Annotated in this window: 19 protein-coding genes and 3 tRNA genes; 11 read left to right on the top strand and 11 right to left on the bottom strand. The window is 54.5% G+C overall.

Features of this window, described 5'->3' with window-relative positions; genetic code table 11:
• The first annotated feature begins 108 nt into the window (after window positions 1-108).
• Window positions 109-1668, top strand: a complete 1560-nt coding sequence (gene garD, locus GKC68_RS05155) for a galactarate dehydratase (protein ID WP_342656646.1) — start codon at window positions 109-111, stop codon at window positions 1666-1668.
• 108 nt (window positions 1669-1776) lie between these two features.
• Here the strand turns inward: garD and GKC68_RS05150 are convergent, their stop codons facing one another.
• From GKC68_RS05150 to syd, 4 genes are all read right to left on the bottom strand, one after another.
• Window positions 1777-2226: a flavodoxin gene (locus GKC68_RS05150; protein WP_089527768.1), complete on the bottom strand. Its 450-nt coding sequence runs from the start codon at window positions 2224-2226 to the stop codon at window positions 1777-1779.
• 12 nt (window positions 2227-2238) lie between these two features.
• Complete coding sequence (truC, locus tag GKC68_RS05145; RefSeq protein ID WP_028723256.1) at window positions 2239-3018, bottom strand: tRNA pseudouridine(65) synthase TruC; 780 nt, start codon at window positions 3016-3018, stop codon at window positions 2239-2241.
• Window positions 3012-3347: a YqcC family protein gene (locus GKC68_RS05140; protein WP_047715589.1), complete on the bottom strand. Its 336-nt coding sequence runs from the start codon at window positions 3345-3347 to the stop codon at window positions 3012-3014. Before GKC68_RS05140 ends, truC begins: the two co-directional genes overlap by 7 nt.
• A gap of 579 nt (window positions 3348-3926) precedes the next feature.
• Complete coding sequence (gene syd, locus GKC68_RS05135; protein WP_047715590.1) at window positions 3927-4475, bottom strand: SecY-interacting protein; 549 nt, start codon at window positions 4473-4475, stop codon at window positions 3927-3929.
• Window positions 4476-4536: 61 nt separating this feature from the next.
• On the opposite strand from syd, the gene queF reads away from it, so the two are divergent.
• The 3 genes from queF to xni all read left to right on the top strand — a co-directional run bounded on the left by queF (window position 4537) and on the right by xni (window position 7708).
• Window positions 4537-5382 carry an NADPH-dependent 7-cyano-7-deazaguanine reductase QueF gene (queF, locus tag GKC68_RS05130; RefSeq protein WP_024471444.1) on the top strand — a complete coding sequence of 282 codons (846 nt, stop codon included), beginning with the start codon at window positions 4537-4539 and terminating at the stop codon, window positions 5380-5382.
• A 169-nt stretch (window positions 5383-5551) separates the two neighbouring features.
• Window positions 5552-6916 (top strand): nucleotide 5'-monophosphate nucleosidase PpnN, encoded by a 1365-nt coding sequence (gene ppnN, locus GKC68_RS05125; protein WP_342656645.1) that lies wholly within the window; start codon window positions 5552-5554, stop codon window positions 6914-6916.
• Window positions 6917-6949: 33 nt separating this feature from the next.
• Entirely contained in the window at window positions 6950-7708 is a 759-nt protein-coding gene (xni, locus tag GKC68_RS05120) for a flap endonuclease Xni (RefSeq protein ID WP_058705491.1), read from the top strand.
• A 42-nt stretch (window positions 7709-7750) separates the two neighbouring features.
• Here xni and rlmM read toward each other — a convergent pair whose 3' ends face one another.
• From rlmM to GKC68_RS05100, 4 genes are all read right to left on the bottom strand, one after another.
• On the bottom strand, window positions 7751-8851 hold the full coding sequence (gene rlmM, locus GKC68_RS05115; protein WP_028723261.1) for a 23S rRNA (cytidine(2498)-2'-O)-methyltransferase RlmM: 1101 nt from the start codon (window positions 8849-8851) through the stop codon (window positions 7751-7753).
• Window positions 8844-9239 carry a DUF423 domain-containing protein gene (locus tag GKC68_RS05110; protein WP_028723262.1) on the bottom strand — a complete coding sequence of 132 codons (396 nt, stop codon included), beginning with the start codon at window positions 9237-9239 and terminating at the stop codon, window positions 8844-8846. The genes rlmM and GKC68_RS05110 overlap by 8 nt, the downstream gene beginning before the upstream one ends.
• A gap of 48 nt (window positions 9240-9287) precedes the next feature.
• The gene (locus GKC68_RS05105; RefSeq protein ID WP_014594466.1) at window positions 9288-10205 is read right to left on the bottom strand and encodes a transcriptional regulator GcvA; all 918 of its coding nucleotides are present in this window, start codon (window positions 10203-10205) and stop codon (window positions 9288-9290) included.
• 335 nt (window positions 10206-10540) lie between these two features.
• Window positions 10541-10762: a YgdI/YgdR family lipoprotein gene (locus GKC68_RS05100; protein ID WP_028723263.1), complete on the bottom strand. Its 222-nt coding sequence runs from the start codon at window positions 10760-10762 to the stop codon at window positions 10541-10543.
• A gap of 211 nt (window positions 10763-10973) precedes the next feature.
• On the opposite strand from GKC68_RS05100, the gene csdA reads away from it, so the two are divergent.
• Both csdA and csdE read left to right on the top strand, forming a co-directional pair.
• A complete protein-coding gene (gene csdA, locus GKC68_RS05095) occupies window positions 10974-12182 on the top strand; it encodes a cysteine desulfurase CsdA (protein ID WP_342656644.1) in 1209 nt (402 codons plus the stop codon).
• Between the two features lie 2 nt (window positions 12183-12184).
• Entirely contained in the window at window positions 12185-12634 is a 450-nt protein-coding gene (gene csdE / locus GKC68_RS05090) for a cysteine desulfurase sulfur acceptor subunit CsdE (protein WP_206116001.1), read from the top strand.
• On the opposite strand, the gene tcdA is transcribed toward csdE, so the two are convergent.
• Together tcdA and mltA are read right to left on the bottom strand one after the other, a co-directional pair.
• Window positions 12631-13431, bottom strand: a complete 801-nt coding sequence (gene tcdA / locus GKC68_RS05085; RefSeq protein ID WP_058705492.1) for a tRNA cyclic N6-threonylcarbamoyladenosine(37) synthase TcdA — start codon at window positions 13429-13431, stop codon at window positions 12631-12633. The genes csdE and tcdA overlap by 4 nt on opposite strands.
• A gap of 49 nt (window positions 13432-13480) precedes the next feature.
• Entirely contained in the window at window positions 13481-14629 is a 1149-nt protein-coding gene (mltA, locus tag GKC68_RS05080) for a murein transglycosylase A (RefSeq protein ID WP_064366837.1), read from the bottom strand.
• Window positions 14630-14833: 204 nt separating this feature from the next.
• Here mltA and GKC68_RS05075 point away from each other — a divergent pair.
• From GKC68_RS05075 to dsdA, 4 genes are all read left to right on the top strand, one after another.
• A tRNA-Met gene (locus GKC68_RS05075) sits at window positions 14834-14910 on the top strand.
• Between the two features lie 61 nt (window positions 14911-14971).
• Window positions 14972-15048, top strand: a tRNA-Met gene (locus GKC68_RS05070).
• 61 nt (window positions 15049-15109) lie between these two features.
• Window positions 15110-15186: transfer RNA gene (locus tag GKC68_RS05065), tRNA-Met, on the top strand.
• 196 nt (window positions 15187-15382) lie between these two features.
• Entirely contained in the window at window positions 15383-16711 is a 1329-nt protein-coding gene (dsdA, locus tag GKC68_RS05060) for a D-serine ammonia-lyase (protein WP_247104104.1), read from the top strand.
• A gap of 128 nt (window positions 16712-16839) precedes the next feature.
• Here the strand turns inward: dsdA and amiC are convergent, their stop codons facing one another.
• Window positions 16840-18084, bottom strand: a complete 1245-nt coding sequence (gene amiC / locus GKC68_RS05055) for an N-acetylmuramoyl-L-alanine amidase AmiC (protein ID WP_028723269.1) — start codon at window positions 18082-18084, stop codon at window positions 16840-16842.
• Window positions 18085-18317: 233 nt separating this feature from the next.
• On the opposite strand from amiC, the gene argA reads away from it, so the two are divergent.
• The gene (argA, locus tag GKC68_RS05050) at window positions 18318-19646 is read left to right on the top strand and encodes an amino-acid N-acetyltransferase (protein WP_028723270.1); all 1329 of its coding nucleotides are present in this window, start codon (window positions 18318-18320) and stop codon (window positions 19644-19646) included.
• The last annotated feature ends 10 nt before the right edge of the window (window positions 19647-19656 follow it).

Below are 19656 nucleotides of genomic sequence, written 5' to 3'. Positions count from 1 at the left end.
CGGTAACACCTTCTTATACTGAGGGTGGCAAATACCGAACCTGTGACACCTGACGTCTCATAATGAATGCGCCGTACCAGCAAGGCGCTACACACTGGAAGGTGAGCGATGAACCCCATTTCAAAAGAGCAACCGCTTTACATTAAAGTGCACGAAAACGATAACGTTGCGATTGTGGTAAACAGCCAGGGGCTGACTGCGGGCACCACGTTTAAAGATGGATTAACACTAACCGAACATGTACCGCAGGGGCATAAGGTGGCGTTAGCCGCCATTCCGCAGGGTCAGCCTGTGTTGCGCTATGGTGAAGTTATTGGCCTTGCCATTCGTGATATTGCCCAGGGCAGTTGGATCGATGAATCACTCATTGCGCTTCCGGACGCACCGGATTTGCAGAGTTTGCCCCTGGCGAATAACGTGCCGCCTGACTTACCGCCGCTTGAAGGTTACACCTTCGAGGGCTATCGCAACGCTGACGGCAGCGTGGGCACCCGTAACCTGTTGGGCATTACCACCAGCGTTCACTGCGTGGCGGGCGTGGTGGATTATGTGGTGCAAATGATAGAGCGTGATTTGCTGCCCCGTTATCCCAATGTCGACGGCGTGGTTGCGCTAAATCATCTCTATGGCTGCGGCGTGGCAATCAACGCGCCTGCGGCGGTTATCCCTATCCGTTCCGTTCACAACCTGGCCCTTAACGCGAATTTTGGCGGGGAAATCATGGTCGTCAGTCTGGGTTGTGAAAAATTACAACCTGAGCGCTTGCTGACCGGGACGCCCGACGTGCAGCCCATCTCGCTGGATGAGGAGGATATTGTGCGTTTGCAGGATGAGAAGCTGGTGGGCTTTGGCGCCATGGTGGATGAGATCCTCCAGGTCGCAGAGCGCCATCTGAAACGGCTTAACCAGCGCCAGCGTGAAACCTGCCCTGCCTCGGAACTGGTCGTAGGCATGCAGTGCGGCGGCAGTGATGCTTTTTCCGGCGTGACGGCGAATCCCGCGGTGGGCTTTGCTTCCGACCTGCTGGTGCGCAGCGGCGCGACCGTTATGTTCTCTGAGGTCACCGAGGTGCGCGATGCCATTCACTTACTGACACCGCGCGTGATCAATCAGGAAGTGGGGCAGCGGCTGATTGAAGAGATGGCATGGTATGACCGCTACCTTGATCAAGGCAAAACCGATCGCAGCGCCAATCCCTCACCGGGCAACAAGAAAGGTGGGCTGGCAAACGTGGTGGAAAAAGCCCTGGGTTCCATTGCCAAATCAGGCCGAAGCCCGATTGTGGAGGTGCTGTCGCCCGGACAACGTCCGACACGACGTGGACTGATTTTTGCCGCGACGCCCGCCAGCGATTTTGTGTGCGGTACGCAGCAGCTCGCCTCAGGCATCACCCTGCAGGTCTTTACCACCGGCAGAGGAACCCCGTATGGCCTGGCGGCAATCCCGGTGATAAAAATGGCGACCCGTAATGCGCTGGCCGAGCGCTGGCATGACCTGATGGACATCAATGCTGGCACAATTGCGACAGGCGAGGAAACCATTGAGCAGGTTGGCTGGCGGTTGTTTGAATTGATACTGGACATTGCCAGTGGCAGAAAGGAAACCTGGTCAGATCGCTGGGGAATTCGTAATCAGCTGGCAGTATTCAATCCCGCGCCGATAACCTGAGAAACGGGGGCGCACAGGGCATTGACGGAACGCGCTGTACGCAGAATCCTGTTATCGTAACACCGCTGCCGCCGGTGTCATCCCGACGGCAGCGGAACAGCCTTGATCTTATCCGAGCTGCTTGCCCCACTGCTCAACCCACGGCGTGGTTACGGATTCAGGTTCTGGATGTTCCGTGGCATCAACCAGCAGAACCTCACCCACCCGTTTAGCCTGATGCTCCTGTAACAGGGCATCAAAGCGCTTACCCGCACCGCAGAAATTCTCGTAGCTGCTGTCGCCCAAGGCAATAACGCCGTAGCGCAGCCCTGGCTGGTGGCCCAGTTTGTCCTGCACGTCATGGAACAGGCCAGAAATAGTATCCGGGAAATCGCCTTGTCCGGTGGTGGATGTAATCACTAAGGCAACATCATCCGCATAGTTTTGCCATTCAGCGAGCGTAGGATCTTCAAAAATCCTTACGTCATGGCCCTGCTGCTGCAGTACCGGTTCAGCTTCTTCTGCAACCAGTAATGCATTGCCATAAACGGTGCCTACAAAAATACCAATTTTCGCCATTTCTTTTCCCCTTTATTCCGTCCCGCTATCCTGACCTGAGCCAGCCATAAACTCAACCCGTGGCACATCCGGTAAACAGGCCTGCCAGCCAAACTGATCCATCACCCGTTGCCAGACAAGATCAAGTCCGGCGCGAATAACCAGGGGTTCCCCCGTCACCGGGTGGCTGAGCGACAGGCTGCTGGCATGCAACATTAAACGATTTGCGCCAAAGTGTGCAGCCGCCCCTCGATTCTGACGCAAATCGCCATGGGCCGAATCGCCAATAATGGGATGGCGAAGATGGGACATATGCCGACGCAGCTGATGCTTGCGTCCGGTTTTGGGTTTGAGCTCAATCAGGCTGTAACGCGCAGTGGGATAACGACTCACTGCCACTGGCATTTCTACGGTTGCCAGTGAGGCGTAATCGGTCACCGCAGGCTGGGGCGCGCGCGGGTCGCTGACAAATTTGTCGGCAATTTTATCCAGCTCTTCGACCAGCGGATAATCCAGCCGATCGCGGCCTTCCAGCCAGCCGCGCACCACGGCATGATAGGTCTTCTCCATCTGATGATGCTCAAACTGCTGGGACAGCAGGCGGCCCACCTCACTGGACAGGCCCATTAGCAGAACGCCCGATGTGGGGCGATCGAGCCGGTGGGCCGTGAAAACATGCTGGCCTATCTGGTCGCGTACCGTCTGCATGACAAACTGCGTTTCATGGCGATCAAGCCAGCTACGGTGGACCAGCCAACCGGCGGGTTTGTTCACCGCCACCAGCCACGCATCCTGATAAATGATCTCTAACATCGGGCAGACTCATCCTCCAGAAGGGCATCCAGCTGCTTTAACGTCAATACCAGCAGGGCACGACCGGGCTGCCCGGGCGCTAACGCCACTTCAAAATAGGGGGCGATCGCGACGTTCTTCGGCAAAGGTTGCCGGGCGTCAATGATGGCCTGAACGCGCGGTATCAGCACCCACTGTAACCATTCCAGTGGCTGAAGCGTATCAAGGAAAAAAGGTTGCTGGCTGGTGAACGCGTGATCGTCTGGCGCAACAGACTGCCAGAGATCGTGCTCGCGCATTATCGCTTCGACCTGTTCGAGTCGTTGCAAAATTAAGTGTTCCAGCGTCATGCTTCACCTCTGACCGGATAAAAATGGGCGGCAAGCATAACCCGCAGGCACAAAAAAAGGGAGCACTGTATTAAACAGTGCTCCCGGTTCGTTTGCAGCTTTCCCGCTACGTTAGTGCTCCCTGCTCATCCGTGACAACTTTTCCCGTGCGAATTCCATTCGCGTATCATCCTGACAAATCCTTAGCATCCCGGCCCGCCACCTCTTCTGAGGGGCTCTCATTCTCCGTCCTGGAGGTGTCCTTTAACTCAATCCAGAGTGTCCTGCTTCATCCTGAAGCCTTCCTTGTGACGTAAACTCCGTTACGTTCCGGCCTCCTGGCTACCATCATCCTGACGGCTCCTGTTGTCCAGGACATCCTGTCCGCGAGTGATATTCTCGTCAGAAATTACACAGAGCACAAGGTGGTAAAACGCCTTATAACGATATCTTATGAAAAGGGCTTATCAGCGCAGCTAATAAGTTAATGATTTACAATATTTTTACATCCTGCCGACAGGATCACCGCGTGAAGGTTAGAGCGATCTCTCACAGAGCTTGTAAGAGATCTCTCACACTGCCGATAGCGGAAATCTGCAACTAGTCACTAAGCGGTTGTAAATTATTAAGAAATGATGGGATATCAGGTGCCAGCGTCTGGCGATGTTTGCGCCCTGGCGTTTCCAGAATGACATGTCCGCTCAGGTTACATAGCGAGATAATGTTTTCTTCAGCCTCTGTTGTCGCGATAAACAGCGTCGGCGCCTGCTTCAGACGGCGCTGCATGACTAAATGACCAATCAAGTTTTCCTGCAGTCGGACAAAATCCTCTTCGCTCCAGACCTGCAGAAGCGTGAGCCTGATGTGGTCGTAAGTGGCGCGCATGTCTCCCGCGAACTGGTGGGTATAAAATGCGGTAATCTGCGGCTGGAGCTGGATATCCAGCGCGCGCTCAACGGCATCCAGAGACGGCGGCAGGCTAAAGGGCTGCGGCTGCCACAGCGCCCGCTCGCCACGATTTTCAATCAGGCAGGGTGAAGGCACGCCATAAAGATCGCTACTGGCCGGTGCATGGCCATTATTCTGCTGCCAGTGCAGACAGTATCGGGTGGTAAAATCAGTTAACGCTTCAGCCGTTTGCTGCATCATTCAAATTCTCACTTCTGATAGGTTACACTTACTCACTTTGATGACCTCAGTGGTAACCGTTATGTCTTCTTATCAGCCGGATCCGGCGCTCAGCAACCTGACGCTTGGCAAGCCCACAGCTTATCACGATCGCTACGACAACAGCTTATTACAGGCCGTGCCGCGCAGCATGAACCGCGAACCACTTGGCCTTTATCCTGATAACCTGCCTTTTACGGGAGGCGATATCTGGACGCTGTATGAACTCTCCTGGCTCAACAGCAAAGGCGTGCCGCAGGTGGCGGTTGGCGAAGTGGTGCTGGACGCCCACAGTCGTAATCTTATTGAGTCCAAGAGTTTCAAACTCTATCTTAACAGCTTTAACCAGACGCGGTTCGCAGACTGGGGCGAGGTGCGCCAGACGCTGGAGCAGGATCTGCGTGTCTGTGCCGAAGGCGAGGTGCGCGTCGCGCTGTTTCGGTTAAATGAAATTGAAGGTCAACCCGTGGGACACTTTGCAGGCTACTGCATAGATGAGCAGGATATCGAAATTGAAGATTATGCCTTCAATGCCGATTATCTGATTAACGCAGCCGGTCAGGAACAGGTGGAAGAAACGCTGGTCAGTCACCTGCTGAAGTCTAACTGTCTGATCACGAATCAGCCTGACTGGGGCTCGGTGATGATTCGCTATAAGGGTCCACGGCTCGATCGCGAAGCGCTGCTGCGCTACATCATTTCATTTCGTCAGCATAATGAGTTTCATGAACAGTGCGTTGAGCGTATCTTCAATGACCTGATGCGTTTTTGTCAGCCCGAACAGCTCACCGTTTATGCGCGTTATACGCGTCGGGGCGGACTGGATATCAATCCATGGCGCAGTAATGTGCCCTTTACGCCGGGTCATTCTCGTCTGGTTCGTCAGTAGTTTGCGAGGTATTCCTCAGGCTGCCGGTCAACGATAGCGTTCCACTTGAGTCAGCCCTGCCGACAAGGCTACTCTGGGCAAGGCGGCACACAGTGGATTGCCAACCAGGGATTTTCGTCACTGCATTTGCAGTGTCAGCTATCACCCCAGCGGGTGCAAAGGAGTTCATTTGATTACACATGTCAGCCCTCTTGGCTCTATGGATCTGCTCTCCCAACTGGAAGTAGATATGCTGAAGCGCACAGCCAGCAGCGATTTATATCAACTTTTCCGTAACTGCTCGCTCGCCGTGCTCAATTCTGGCAGCCAGACTGACAGCAGCCACGAGCTCCTGTCCCGCTTTGAGAACTTCGATATTAACGTGCTGCGCCGCGAACGCGGTATCAAGCTTGAACTGATCAATCCTCCCGAAGAGGCCTTTGTTGACGGCCATATTATCCGTTCACTGCAGGCTAACCTGTTTGCCGTGCTGCGCGATATTCTGTTTGTTAACGGCCAGTTAGCCAGTTCCGGCCAGTTACCCTGCGCAGAAGACAACGACTCGGTCATGATTACCAACACCGTGTTTTCTATTCTGCGTAATGCCCGGGCATTACACGTGGGCGAATATCCTAATACCGTTGTCTGTTGGGGCGGCCACTCGATTAACGCAGTGGAATACCAGTACTGTCGTAACGTCGGTACGCAGTTGGGCCTGCGTGAACTGAATATTTGTACCGGCTGTGGCCCGGGCGTGATGGAAGCGCCCATGAAAGGGGCGGCGGTAGGCCATGCGCAGCAACGCTACCGCGACAGCCGCTTTATCGGTTTAACCGAGCCGTCGATTATCGCGGCTGAACCGCCTAACCCGCTGGTGAACGAACTGATCATCATGCCAGACATCGAAAAACGTCTGGAAGCCTTTGTTCGCATTGCACATGGCATCATTATTTTCCCTGGCGGCGTGGGTACGGCAGAGGAGTTTCTGTACCTGCTGGGCATTCTGATGAATCCGCAAAATGAGCATCAGGTTCTGCCGCTCATTCTCACCGGGCCGAAAGAAAGCGCCGACTATTTCCGTGTGCTGGATGACTTTATTGTCAGCACGCTCGGGGAGCAGGCACGTAAGCATTATCAGATCATTATTGATGATGCCGCCGAGGTGGCCCGCCTGATGAGAAAAGCGATGCCGCAGGTGAAAGAACACCGCCGCGAAACGGGTGATGCCTACAGCTTTAACTGGTCTATCCGCATCGCACAGGATTTGCAGGTGCCCTTTATGCCAACGCATGAAAATATGGCCAATCTCAATCTCTACACTAACCAGCCGCCGGAAAAACTGGCAGCCGACCTGCGCCGGGCGTTCTCGGGCATTGTGGCAGGTAACGTTAAAGAGATGGGCATCCGTGAAATCCGGGAAAAAGGCCCTTATAAACTGCACGGTGATGCCGACATCATGCACCGCATGGATGAACTGCTACAGGGCTTTGTGGCGCAGCAGCGTATGAAACTGCCAGGTACTGCCTATATCCCGTGCTACGAAATCATTAAGTAAATCAGGAGGCAGCCGCCGGGCTGCCCGTACCTTATGTCACATCACTTACTTATTGTTGATGCACTCAATCTCATTCGCCGTCTTCACGCCGTACAAGGCTCTCCCTGTGTGGGCGGCTGCGTGGCGGCCTTGCGCCAGCTTCTCGGCCACACGCGTCCTTCTCACGTTGTAGCCGTGTTTGACGGTGAAGCGCGCCATCAGGGATGGCGGCATCAGCTGCTGCCCGACTATAAAAGCGGTCGCCCGCCCATGCCGGAAAATTTGCAGGCTGAAATGCCCGCGTTGCAGGCGGCATTTCGGGACGTGGGCGTGAGCTGCTGGATTGCCGAACAGGATGAAGCCGACGATCTGGCGGCCACGCTGGCGGTAAAAATGGCACGGGCGGGCCATCAGGCCACTATCGTTTCCACCGACAAAGGCTACTGTCAGTTACTGGCGCCGGAGATTCGCATCCGCGATTATTTTCAGAAGCGCTGGCTGGATTTGCCATTTATTGAAACGGAGTTTGGCGTTGCGCCCACTGTGCTGCCCGACTACTGGGGATTATGCGGCATCAGCAGCAGTAAAATCCCGGGAGTCGCGGGCATCGGCCCCAAAAGCGCCCGGGAACTGCTGCAGCAGTTTGGCTCACTGGAATCGCTTTACCAACAGTTGGATCAGGTCCCCACCAAATGGCGCAATAAACTGCAGACAGGGCAAGAGATGGCGTTCATCAGCCGGGACGTCGCCCGGCTGAAACAGGATTTGGTGCTGGAAGGAAATCTGAATTTACTGCGTTACAGCGGTGACTAGCATCGTCAACCGCTCGGGCGCCGTCGCGCCCGAGCGGTTCGATTAGCGCTCGTCGCGACGGCCACCGAACGCGGCCCAGATACGACGAATATGCACCGTTACCTCTTCACGATCGTGGTAGAGCTGGCGTGCGCGAATTTGCGCATTAATACCCTTTTCCGTGAGGCGCTGCTCGATCATGGCCAGATTCTGCGTGACTTCTTCATACCGCTTCTTCATGGGCAGCTTCAGGTTGAAAATGGCCTCACGGCACCAGCCATTCACCAGCCAGTCCGCCATCAGATTGGCCACGCGAGCCGGTTTTTCCACCATGTCGCACACCAGCCAGCTGATATTGGTGCGCGGTGGGCGGAAGCGGAAACCGTCTTCGCGTTCGTGAAAGACCTGTCCGGTATCCATCAGACTCGGTGCCATGGGGCCGTTATCCACGGCGTAGACCATCATGCTGCGTTGCACCAGCTGATACGTCCAGCCGCCAGGACAGGCGCCCAGATCCACCGCATACATCCCGCTGGCTAACCGCTCATCCCACTCGTCGGCGGGCACAAAAACGTGGAAAGCCTCTTCCAGCTTAAGCGTTGAACGGCTTGGCGCATCAGAGGGAAACTTAAGACGCGGAATGCCCATATAAAAGGGGGAATTGTTTTCTGGCAGCGAATAGCCCACGTAACAGGTACCGGGAGCAATAAAGAACACGTGCACCACCGGACGTTTTGGGCTTTCGTAATTAAGTAGAATTTTGCTCTCACGCAGGCTGGCACGCAGGGGAACGGTAAACTTGCGGCAGAATTTGGTGAGCTCTTTTGCTTCATTGGTGTCAGGCACCTCAACACGCAGCTCGCCGCCTTTCTCGACCACACCGCTCAACATGCCAACGATCGGCGAAATACGATCGTCCTGGGGCAAGTCACGCAGCAGCTCGCCGACAACCAGCATCTGGCGGGCGAAAATCAGCGTTTCAAATGGCAGTTCCCGAATCAGCCTTTCCGCATCGGGCTGCTGATAGCATTCAAACAGCACATAACCGGCATCGTCTTTTACCCGTGGAAAGCCGTAGACGTTACGCTCTGCTGCTTTCGCACTAATCTCTGCCGCACACTCTTTTTCGAAGCCGGAGCGGCAATACAGTAAAACTTTATTCATGGCGTTCTGCCTTGGTTTTAAGACGCAGTGCGCCAATCAACATCAATAGCCAGCCGATAAGGAAGAATACGCCTCCGACTGGCGTGATAAATACAAAAAACGTTAAATGCGACAGCGCCAGTGAATAGAGGCTGCCGCTAAATAATACGGTTCCCAGCGCCATAGACGCACTGCTCCAGTAAAACCAGATGTTACAGCGATACAGCATTGCCGCACCCAGCCCCATTACAGCCAGCGTATGGTAAGCCTGATATTCTAACCCGGTGTGAATCCAGGCCATTTCAGTGGCTCCCAGCGTTTTGTTCAACACGTGAGCACCAAAAGCACCAAAGGCCACCAGAAAAAAGCCGCTGATGGCCGAAAAAATAAACATGGCACGTCTGGACATCAATCTATCCTCAAGGTGCGTTTGCAGGTCCCTGCAAAAAAGCAAAAGTTACTGATCATAACGAAAGCGGAATTTTTCTTGTTCGGTTGCCGCTTTAGCGAGGATCCACTGTCGAAAGGCGGCTATTTTACCCAGTTCTGCCTGGCTGTCATGACAAACCAGATAAAAAGCATTTTTGCTCACTAAAACGTCATTAAACGGACAAATCAACCGCCCCGCTTCGATTTCGCTTTGCGCCATAACGTTATTGGCCAGTGCCACGCCCTGACCATGAATCGCCGCCTGCAGCACCATAGCGCTGTGACTGAAGATGGGGCCCTGTTGGACGTTGATATGCTGAACGCCGAGCTGGCGAATATAGGATTGCCAGTCACGACGCGACGCATCGTGCAGCAGAGTAAAGCGAGCCAGATCCATAGGGGTTTTAAGCGGATTTTCCCCGGTCATCAACGCCGGAGAACAGACCGGTAGCAGGTATTCTGCGTAGAGTTTTTCCACCCGTAATCCAGGCCAGTTGCCCCGACCATAGAAAATCGCCACGTCCACATCGTCGGCCAGTTTCTCCTCATCGCGGTCAACGGCCTGGATACGGACATCGATTCCCGGATAAGCCAGATTAAAGCTGGAGAGGCGCGGCACGAGCCATTGAATGGCAAAACTCGGCAATAAACTGACTGTGAGCGCGCCTTTGGCACTGCGTGCCTGCAGCTTGCGCGTGGCTTCATTCAGGGCAGAGAAGATTTCTTTAATGTCCAGATAGTAGCTTTGCCCCTCTTCCGTGAGCAAAAGCGAACGATTCCTCCGCCTGAACAGCTTTAATCCCAGAAAATCTTCCAGTGATTTGATCTGATGGCTGACGGCAGCCTGGGTGACAAACAGCTCTTCAGCCGCTTTGGTAAAGCTTAAATGGCGTGCTGCGGCATCGAAAACCCGCAGTGCATTGAGGGGAGGAAGACGTTTTGACATGGTTATCCATAGCCAGCCTGGCAAAAAATACGCGAACTAATACAAAGGCTTTACGTATTAGAATTTATAATCCGAGACATTATAAATTGTCCGTTGATGAAGCTCCAGCAAATACCTATAGTTGCGCTACTTCCTGAGCCGGAACGAAAAGTTTTTAGATTTGTGAGTGAGTTCGCAGATTTTCTGAAAGCTTTTGGCTTGTGGTCGTGATGTTGTGTTTGCAATTTTGGTCTGACCTTTACAGATCAAGCTTTTTAATTCCTGTAGATTTACCCTGTCTGTCCATTGTGATATTGAGTAGCACCGCAAATTGCGGTGCTTTTTTTATGCCCTGATTACTTCATTTCAACCATTTCTTTCACATCTGAACGGTTAATCTGCTGCTCATTGCCATTCGCATCTTTATAGCTGATCATACCGGTGTCAGTATCGACCTTTGGTTTGCCTTCAGCGACGATAGTGCGTCCATCATTGGTATGCATCACGTAGTTGCTTGAACAGGCAGCCAGGGTAAAAGCCATTGTACAAACGGCCAGCATTGCGGCGAGTTTTTTCATCTTCTATCTCCTTGCAGATTGATTGCACCAAACCCCCCGCGTTACGCTGACCAAAGAAACGGTCAAGTGCGATCGACTGTAAGTAGGTCGTCTCGCCATGCGGGTTAAGTTTATACCTTGCAATACTCAGCATAACCCGCTTTTCCAGCTTTGCCAGACAGACAGCCATCTTTCAGCCTGGACCTGAAAATTAACAACCTGTGAGCCACGTATGAGCGCCTTCAATCCTTCTTCATTTCGTCAGCAGTTTCCTGCGCTAAACGATGCCGGTGTCTATCTTGACAGTGCCGCCACCATGCTGAAACCGCAGACGGTGATAGACGCGACGCAGCAATTCTACAGCCTGAGCGCTGGCACCGTTCACCGGAGCCAGTTTGCTGCTGCCCGCCAGTTAACGGAGCAGTACGAACAGGCGCGCGGCATGGTGGCACACTGGCTGAATGCCGCCAGCGATCGCCAGATCGTATGGACGCGCGGCACCACTGATGCGATAAACCTGGTGGCGCATGGCTGGTTAGCGCCGCGTTTACAACCTGGCGATGAGATCATTGTCAGTGAGGCAGAACATCATGCGAATCTGGTGCCCTGGCTGATGGCTGCGCAGGCCAGCGGCGCGCGGGTGGTGAAATGGCCGATTGGTGCCGATCGCCTGCCGGATATCTCACTGCTGCCTGCGCTGATTAACAACCGGACCCGGCTGCTGGCGGTCGGGCAGATGTCTAACGTGACCGGCGGCTGTCCCGATTTAGCGCAGGCCATTGCGCTGGCCCACGCAGCAGGCGCAAAAGTTATGGTGGATGGCGCTCAGGGCGTGGTGCATTGCCCACCGGATGTGCAGGCGCTGGATATTGATTTTTATGCTTTTTCCGGCCACAAGCTCTACGGGCCAATGGGCATTGGCGTGCTGTACGGAAAAGCGGAACTGCTGGAAGAGATCGTTCCCTTACAGGGCGGCGGCAAGATGCTGACACAGGTCGATTTTACCGGTTTTACGCTGCAACCCGTTCCCTGGCGTTTCGAGGCAGGCACACCCAACGTTGCTGGCGTTACCGGGTTAAGCGCCGCGCTCGGCTGGCTGCAGCAGTTGGATATGCGCAAAGCCGAGATGTGGAGCCAGCAGCTTGCCAGCCTGGCCGAGGAGCAACTGGCTGAACTGCCCGGCTTTCGTAGCTTCCGCTGTGGCAGTGCCAGCCTGCTGGCCTTCGACATTCAGGGCATTCATCACAGCGACATCGTGACGCTTCTGGCCGAGCACGGTATCGCCCTGCGGGCGGGTCAGCATTGTGCTCAGCCATTGATGGCGGCATTAGGCGTTGACGGCACGCTGCGCGTTTCGTTTGCACCTTATAATAATCTTCAGGATGTCGATGCCCTGCTGCGCGCCATGCGCAGCGCCATCGATCTGTTATCGGAGTTTTAATGATAAACGCAACGCTGTTAGCGCCTCACCCGTTCGGCGCTGAAATCACTATGGCTGATTTACAGGCTACCTTCTCCCGCTTTCATCAGTGGGAAGATCGCTACCGGCAGCTGATTTTACTGGGACGGCAGTTACCCGCGTTACCTGACGCGTTGAAAACAGCGGATATCGAACTGAGCGGCTGCGAAAACCGCGTCTGGTTCGGCAGTCAACTGGGGGAGCAAGGTACCCTGCACTTCTATGGGGACAGCGAAGGTCGTATCGTGCGCGGTCTGCTGGCCGTGTTGCTGACCGCCGTTGAAGGCAAGACGCCAGCTCAGTTGCTGGCGTCCGATCCGCTCGATCTGTTGGAGGCGCTGGGCCTGCGCGCTCAGCTTAGCGCATCACGCAGCAGTGGCCTGAAAGCGCTGGCTGACGCAGTGCGGCAGAGTGCCCAACGGTATCAGGGTTAGGCCTGGCGCGCCGCGCGCGCCAGAAACTTCTTCAGGGCATGGGATACCGCAACAAAGCCGAAGGTGGCCGTCACCATCGTTGCCGCACCAAACCCGGATTCGCAGTCCATTCTTTTCGGCCCTTCTGCCGTACTGCGTGAGGCGCAAACCGTGCCATCCGCCTGCGGATAGACCAGCGCCTCAGTAGAAAATACGCAGTCGATGCCCAGCTTGCCTTTGCTGTTCTTCACGACACCAAACTGTTTAAGGCGCTCGCGCAGTTTGGCTGCAAGAGGATCCTGGATCGTTTTGGCTAAATCGGTGACCTGAATTTGTGTCGGATCGATTTGGCCGCCAGCGCCACCGGTAGTGACCAGCGGGATCTTGTTGCGTCGACACCAGGCAATCAGCGCGGCTTTGGGCCGCACGCTATCGATGGCATCAATCACGTAATCGATATCGCCCGTCAGCAGGGTCGCCGTGTTTTCCGGCGTGATAAAATCATCAATGCACACCACTTCACAATCAGGATTAATGGCGCGCAGGCGATCCGCCATGACTTCCGTCTTGGCTTTACCCACGTTGCCTTGGATCGCATGTATCTGACGATTGGTATTGGTAATGCAGACATCGTCCATATCGATCAGGGTAACCCTGCCAATACCGGTGCGGACCAATGCCTCTGCAGCCCAGGAACCTACGCCACCAATCCCAATGACGCAGAAATGGGCATCCGCAAACCGCTGCAGCGCCTGCTGGCCATAAAGACGTGCCGTGCCACCAAAGCGCTGGTGCCAGGCATCGTTTAACACTTTCATAGTCAAACCTGTTACAGAGTGCGGGCCAGAACGCCCGCCACATCAAAAATTAGTTAGCACCCAACAACAGGGTGCCGTTGTTGCCGCTCTGCGCATTGCTGAACAGCGGCTGACCGGCACCAGGGGCAGATTTAAGCACCCATACGCGTCCATAATGGTTATAGAAACCAGCAAGATGAGCGGCATCCGGGCCCACGCCCTGATAAATGTCGAAGTGCTGACCTTTGATGGCACCACCAACATCCAGCGCCACCATCATTCGCATTTCATATTTACCGTTAAATTTCCCTTTTTCATTTAACTGCGGCACTTCTGCCAGCAACACCGTTCCGGCAGGGATTAGTGAACGGTCTGACGCCACAGAGGCTTTTGCCACCAAAGGTACAGCGCTGGCGCCACGCACCGGCACATAGTCTTCTGGTTTGAAAAACACAAATGAAGGGTTGGTTTCTAACAGCGCACGCACTTCCTGCGGAGAATGCTCATCAGCCCACTGGCGGATCGCCTGCATGGACATGTCTTCTCGCTTCACTTCGCCACGATCGATCAGCTCTTTACCGATGCTATGATAACTCCAGCCGTTTTTTCCGCCATAACCAAAAAAGCGCATTGGACGCCCGTCGCCAAAATCAACGTAGCCGCTTCCCTGCACGTCCATAATAAAGTTATCGATGAGTGAATTACTCCAGGCAATCACATAGCGATCGTCCAACCCACCACTATATATAGAAGCACGGCTTGGCAGCTTCTGTCCGCGCTTGCGTGGCGGCATCCGGTAAATGGGATACTGGAACTCACCCTGACGGGTGTAACGTGCCTCAACGACAGGCGTGTAGTACCCGGTGAACTGCACGTTGCCGTAATTGTCTGTGCCTTCCATCTGAAACGCGTTCAGACCAAACTGTCGCAGCTGGCGCGTGTCGCCGCCGGCTATCAGCCAGTTTTCTACCGCACTGTAAGTACTGTTGTTGCGGAGAAACAGGCCAGAGGAGGCAAACTGAATCTGCCGGACCTGTTCACCAAAGTCCCGGCCGTTAACCGGGCGGCCTTTGGCGTTAGGTTGATTGACCAGCGCAAGGGGCTGATCCAGTTTGCCGTCTTTATATTGCTGACCCCGATCGGTTGGCTTACCGCTACAGCCAGCCAGCAGCGCTAAAAATGCGCCAGTAAGTGCGTACTTCGCCCAACGTCCTTTCATCTTCATCTCTTTTTATAACTGTTCGCCACGCGACGATAGCAAAGCCGTCATCAGAATGAAATCCATCCTGTTTCGTCATAACGGATATCGGCACAATAAATCACCAAATGGAGGAATCCTTCATCAATTAACAGCAAATTTAGCCTTTTAGGGCAAAAAGGGGTTGCAACAATCATCGTGCGGAGTATAGTGCGCATCCACGGACGCGGGGTGGAGCAGCCTGGTAGCTCGTCGGGCTCATAACCCGAAGGTCGTCGGTTCAAATCCGGCCCCCGCAACCAATTCTTCTGTGATTTTGCTCAGACAGAAGAGACATTGTGAAAGTCGCTATGCGCAATCGGACGCGGGGTGGAGCAGCCTGGTAGCTCGTCGGGCTCATAACCCGAAGGTCGTCGGTTCAAATCCGGCCTCCGCAACCAATTCTTCTGTGATTTTGCTCAGACAGAAGAGACAATGTGAAAGTCGCTATGCGCAATCGGACGCGGGGTGGAGCAGCCTGGTAGCTCGTCGGGCTCATAACCCGAAGGTCGTCGGTTCAAATCCGGCCCCCGCAACCACTTTAAACACCTGAAAGGGTGTTTTTTTGTTTCTGCAATTCGCTAAACCGCCCGTGCAGCCACCTCGCCTTCTCTTCCTCTTTTTTTAGCTGTTATCGCGTTTGCCACTCAGACAGAACCCTGTTCAGGCCGCAGCTATTGCGCTTGCCGCTCTATTTCTGTTTTGATGATTCATTCGGACATCACAAGGTCTGCTATGAATAACCACAATATTGCTGCACTGATCGCTCAGTTTCCGCAGGTCGCGGATTTAATTGCGCTCAATGAAATCACCTGGTTTAATCCCGCCACGACCACCGTCGCAGAAGCCTTACCCCATGTTGGCCTGACGGCCGAGGATGTTGAAGAGGCGCATGCACGTCTGAACCGGTTTGCACCTTTTCTGGCACAGGCCTTTCCTGAAACGGCCGCCATGGGGGGAATTATTGAGTCGGAGCTCGTAGCCATACCGGCGATGCAGGCGCGGCTACAAAGGGAATACGGACAACACATTGCGGGTACGCTGCTGTTGAAGAAAGACAGCCACCTGCCAATTTCGGGTTCAATCAAAGCGCGTGGTGGGATTTATGAAGTGCTGACCCATGCCGAGAAACTGGCACTGGATGCAGGTTTACTGACCCGGGAAGAGGATTACAGCAGGCTGCTCTCGCCTTCGTTCAGACAATTTTTTAACCGGTACAGTATTGCCGTGGGCTCAACCGGCAATCTTGGCCTGTCGATTGGCATCATCAGCGCCCGTCTTGGCTTTAACGTTACCGTGCATATGTCGGCGGACGCCCGCGCATGGAAGAAAGCCAAACTACGCAGTCATGGCGTCACGGTAATTGAGTATCAAGAGGATTATGGCGTGGCGGTGGAGCAAGGACGTAAAGCGGCAGAGTCCGATCCGGACTGCTTCTTTATTGACGATGAAAACTCCCGCACCCTGTTTTTAGGTTATGCCGTTGCCGGGCAGCGCCTGAAGGCTCAGTTTGAACAGCAGGGCCGCGTGGTTGACCGCCATCATCCATTATTTGTCTATTTACCCTGCGGCGTGGGCGGTGGCCCCGGCGGCGTCGCCTTTGGTCTGAAGCTGGCCTTTGGTGAACACGTTCACTGCCTGTTCGCCGAACCCACCCACTCGCCCTGCATGTTGTTGGGTATCTGCACGGGTTTGCATGAGGGTATTTCGGTACAGGACATTGGCATCGACAATATCACGGCAGCCGATGGGCTGGCGGTCGGACGCGCTTCCGGCTTCGTTGGTCGGGCCATGCAGCGCCTGCTGGACGGGCTCTATACGCTTGACGATCAAAGCCTGTACGACATGCTGAGCTGGCTGGCGCAGGAAGAAGACCTGCGGCTGGAGCCCTCGGCCCTTGCCGGTATGGCTGGCCCCCAGCGCGTCTGCAGTGCCGCAGCTTACCTGCAAATGCACGGCTTTACCGCGACGCAGTTAGGTCAGGCGACACATCTGGTCTGGGCAACGGGCGGCGGAATGGTGCCGGAAGACGAAATGGCCCATTATCTGGCAAAGGGGCGCTGAGCACCCGGTGGCTTCTGAACAGCAGGCTAACCTGCGCGGCCTGACCCTGTAGCCGCGCAGAATCGCTTCCGGTCCTGGCGTTTCAGCAGGCCAGGAAAACGCGCCAGCGGCCGTTTCCTGAGGGTCACTCAGCGATGAGCCAGTGCGGCCCCGCTTTTAAAATAGGCTTTAATCCCTTCAAGAATCGCCTCTGCCACCTGGTGCTGATAGCGCGTGGTGCGCAGCTTACGCTCTTCCTCCACATTACTGATAAAGGCGGTTTCTACCAGGATAGAAGGAATATCTGGTGCCTTGAGCACGGCAAAACCGGCCTGATCCACGGTGCGTTTGTGCAGGTGATTGATGCGCCCCATGCGGTGCAAGACTTCTTTACCAAACTTCAGGCTGTCATGGATCGTCTGGCGCTGCACCATATCAAACATGGTGTGATCCAGATAGCGATCTCCACTCATGCTGACGCCGCCGATCTGATCGGCTTCGTTCTGGGTTTGCGCCAGAAAACGCGCCGCCGCAGAGGTCGCGCCGCTGGTCGACAGCGCAAACACGGAAGAACCGCGCGCGGCCCGGCTGGTAAATGCATCGGCATGAATTGAGACAAACAGGTCGGCACGTTGCTTGCGTGCTTTAGCGACCCGCACCCGCAGAGGAATAAACACATCCTCGTTGCGGGTCATGTAAGCCTTCATGTTGCGCTCTTTTTCGATCAAGGTTTTCAGCCGACGGCCGATCTTCAGCACGATGTCCTTCTCACGGGTTTTATATTTACCGTGGGCGCCGGGATCTTCACCGCCATGCCCGGGATCGATCATGATAATGATCGGGCGATCGCGTCCCGCTTTACCGGGCAGAGGCGCCTGAACGGCCTCATTTTTTTCCAGATCGCCCTGATTGTAATCTTTAAGTAATGCCAGAAGCGGATCATCTTCAACGCTATCCTGGCTGGGATAGAGATCGACCACCAGTCGGTGTTTGATCGTGGACACCGGGTCAAGGCTGAAGATTTTAGGGGACACGTTGCGTTTCAGTTCCAGTACGACGCGTACGGTATTGGCATCAAACTGCCCCACTCTGGCGCTTTTAATAAAAGGATCGTCAACACGCACGTGCTGATTCACGCCCTTAAGGACTGAGTTGAGATGCAAACCATCGATATCAATGACCAGGCGGTCAGGGTTCGTCAGGGCAAACTGCCTGTACTTAAGGGCGACGTTAGACTCCAGCGTCATACGCGAGTAAGTGGAGGAGGGCCAGATGCGAACCGCTAAAATATGGCTGGTCGCGGCCATACTCACACCGCTGACGCTGAGCAGTAACAGCGCCCCTGTCCCTTTTAATAATCGTCTACGTGAAACCAGGGGATTACCTTCCGACATGCCACTCCAGCTGTTATAGGGTGTTTAAAAAAACGGCAGCCAAATAAAATGGCGGCGAAAACTTTATCCAATCCTGCAGGCGATGTCACCCCGGAAACCCCAAATAATGCAGGCTGTTAGCGGCTTTGGCACCAAAAAAAACGTAAATTATCGTCAGGATTAGCGCTTGCAAAACGATGGCTAAAGGCATAAAAATACACAAAATACGAATAAACATTCACTGAGGGTTAGCCGTGAAGGAACGTAGTACCGAACTGGTTCAGGGTTTTCGCCACACCGTTCCCTATATCAATGCGCATCGGGATAAGACATTCGTCATCATGCTCGGCGGTGAAGCCATTGAGCATGAGAATTTCTCCAGTATTGTCAATGATATCGGCTTGCTGCATAGCCTGGGTATCCGTCTGGTCGTGGTGTATGGCGCGCGCCCACAGATTGATGCCAGCCTGGCGGCACATCAGCTGGAACCGGCTTACCACAAATATACCCGTGTGACCGATGCTCAGTCGCTGGAACTCGTCAAACAGGCCGCAGGCCGGCTGCAGCTGGATATCACGGCACGGCTCTCAATGAGCCTGAACAACACACCTTTGCAGGGCGCGCACATTAACGTGGTGAGCGGTAACTTCATTATTGCTCAACCGCTCGGCGTGGATGACGGGGTGGATTACTGCCACAGTGGACGCATTCGTCGTATTGATGAAGAGGCCATTCATCGTCAGTTGGATAACGATGCCATTGTGCTGCTTGGCCCGGTGGCGGTGTCGGTCACCGGTGAAAGCTTTAACCTGACGTCGGAAGAGGTTGCCACCCAGCTCGCCATTAAGCTCAAGGCTGAAAAGATGATTGGCTTTTGTTCTGAGCAGGGCGTGATCGATCGTGAAGGTAATATCGTCTCAGAACTGTTTCCTAACGATGCGCAGGCGCGCATTGATGAAATGGAAAGCGAGGGTGACTTTCTTTCGGGTACCGTGCGTTTTTTACGGGGCGCGGTAAAAGCCTGTCGCAGTGGCGTGCGCCGCAGCCATCTCATCAGCTACCAGGAAGACGGCGCGCTGCTGCAGGAGTTGTTCTCACGCGACGGCATTGGGACGCAGATTGTGATGGAGTCGGCCGAACAGATCCGCCGTGCCACCATTAACGACATCGGCGGTATTCTGGAACTGATTCGCCCGCTGGAGCAGCAAGGTATTCTGGTACGCCGCTCACGTGAGCAACTGGAAATGGAGATCGATAAATTTACCATTATCCAGCGCGATAACCTGACCATCGCCTGTGCCGCGCTTTATCCGTTTATGGATGAAAAGATTGGGGAAATGGCCTGCGTTGCAGTGCATCCGGACTATCGCAGTTCATCGCGCGGCGAGTTGCTGCTACAGCGCGTCGCGCTTCAGGCTCGGCAAATGGGGCTGGAAAAACTGTTCGTGCTGACTACGCGCAGTATTCACTGGTTTCAGGAGCGCGGTTTTACGCCGGTGGATATTGAGTCGCTGCCAGAGAGTAAGAAAGAGATGTACAACTATCAGCGCCGCTCAAAGGTGCTGATGGCGGATTTAACCTGACAGTCAACGG

The organism is Pantoea sp. RSPAM1 (assembly GCF_038816185.1).
Classification (GTDB): domain Bacteria; phylum Pseudomonadota; class Gammaproteobacteria; order Enterobacterales; family Enterobacteriaceae; genus Pantoea; species Pantoea ananatis.
The sequence above is the reverse complement of the archived record's forward strand: the minus strand, read 5'-3'. Positions and strand labels throughout refer to the sequence as shown.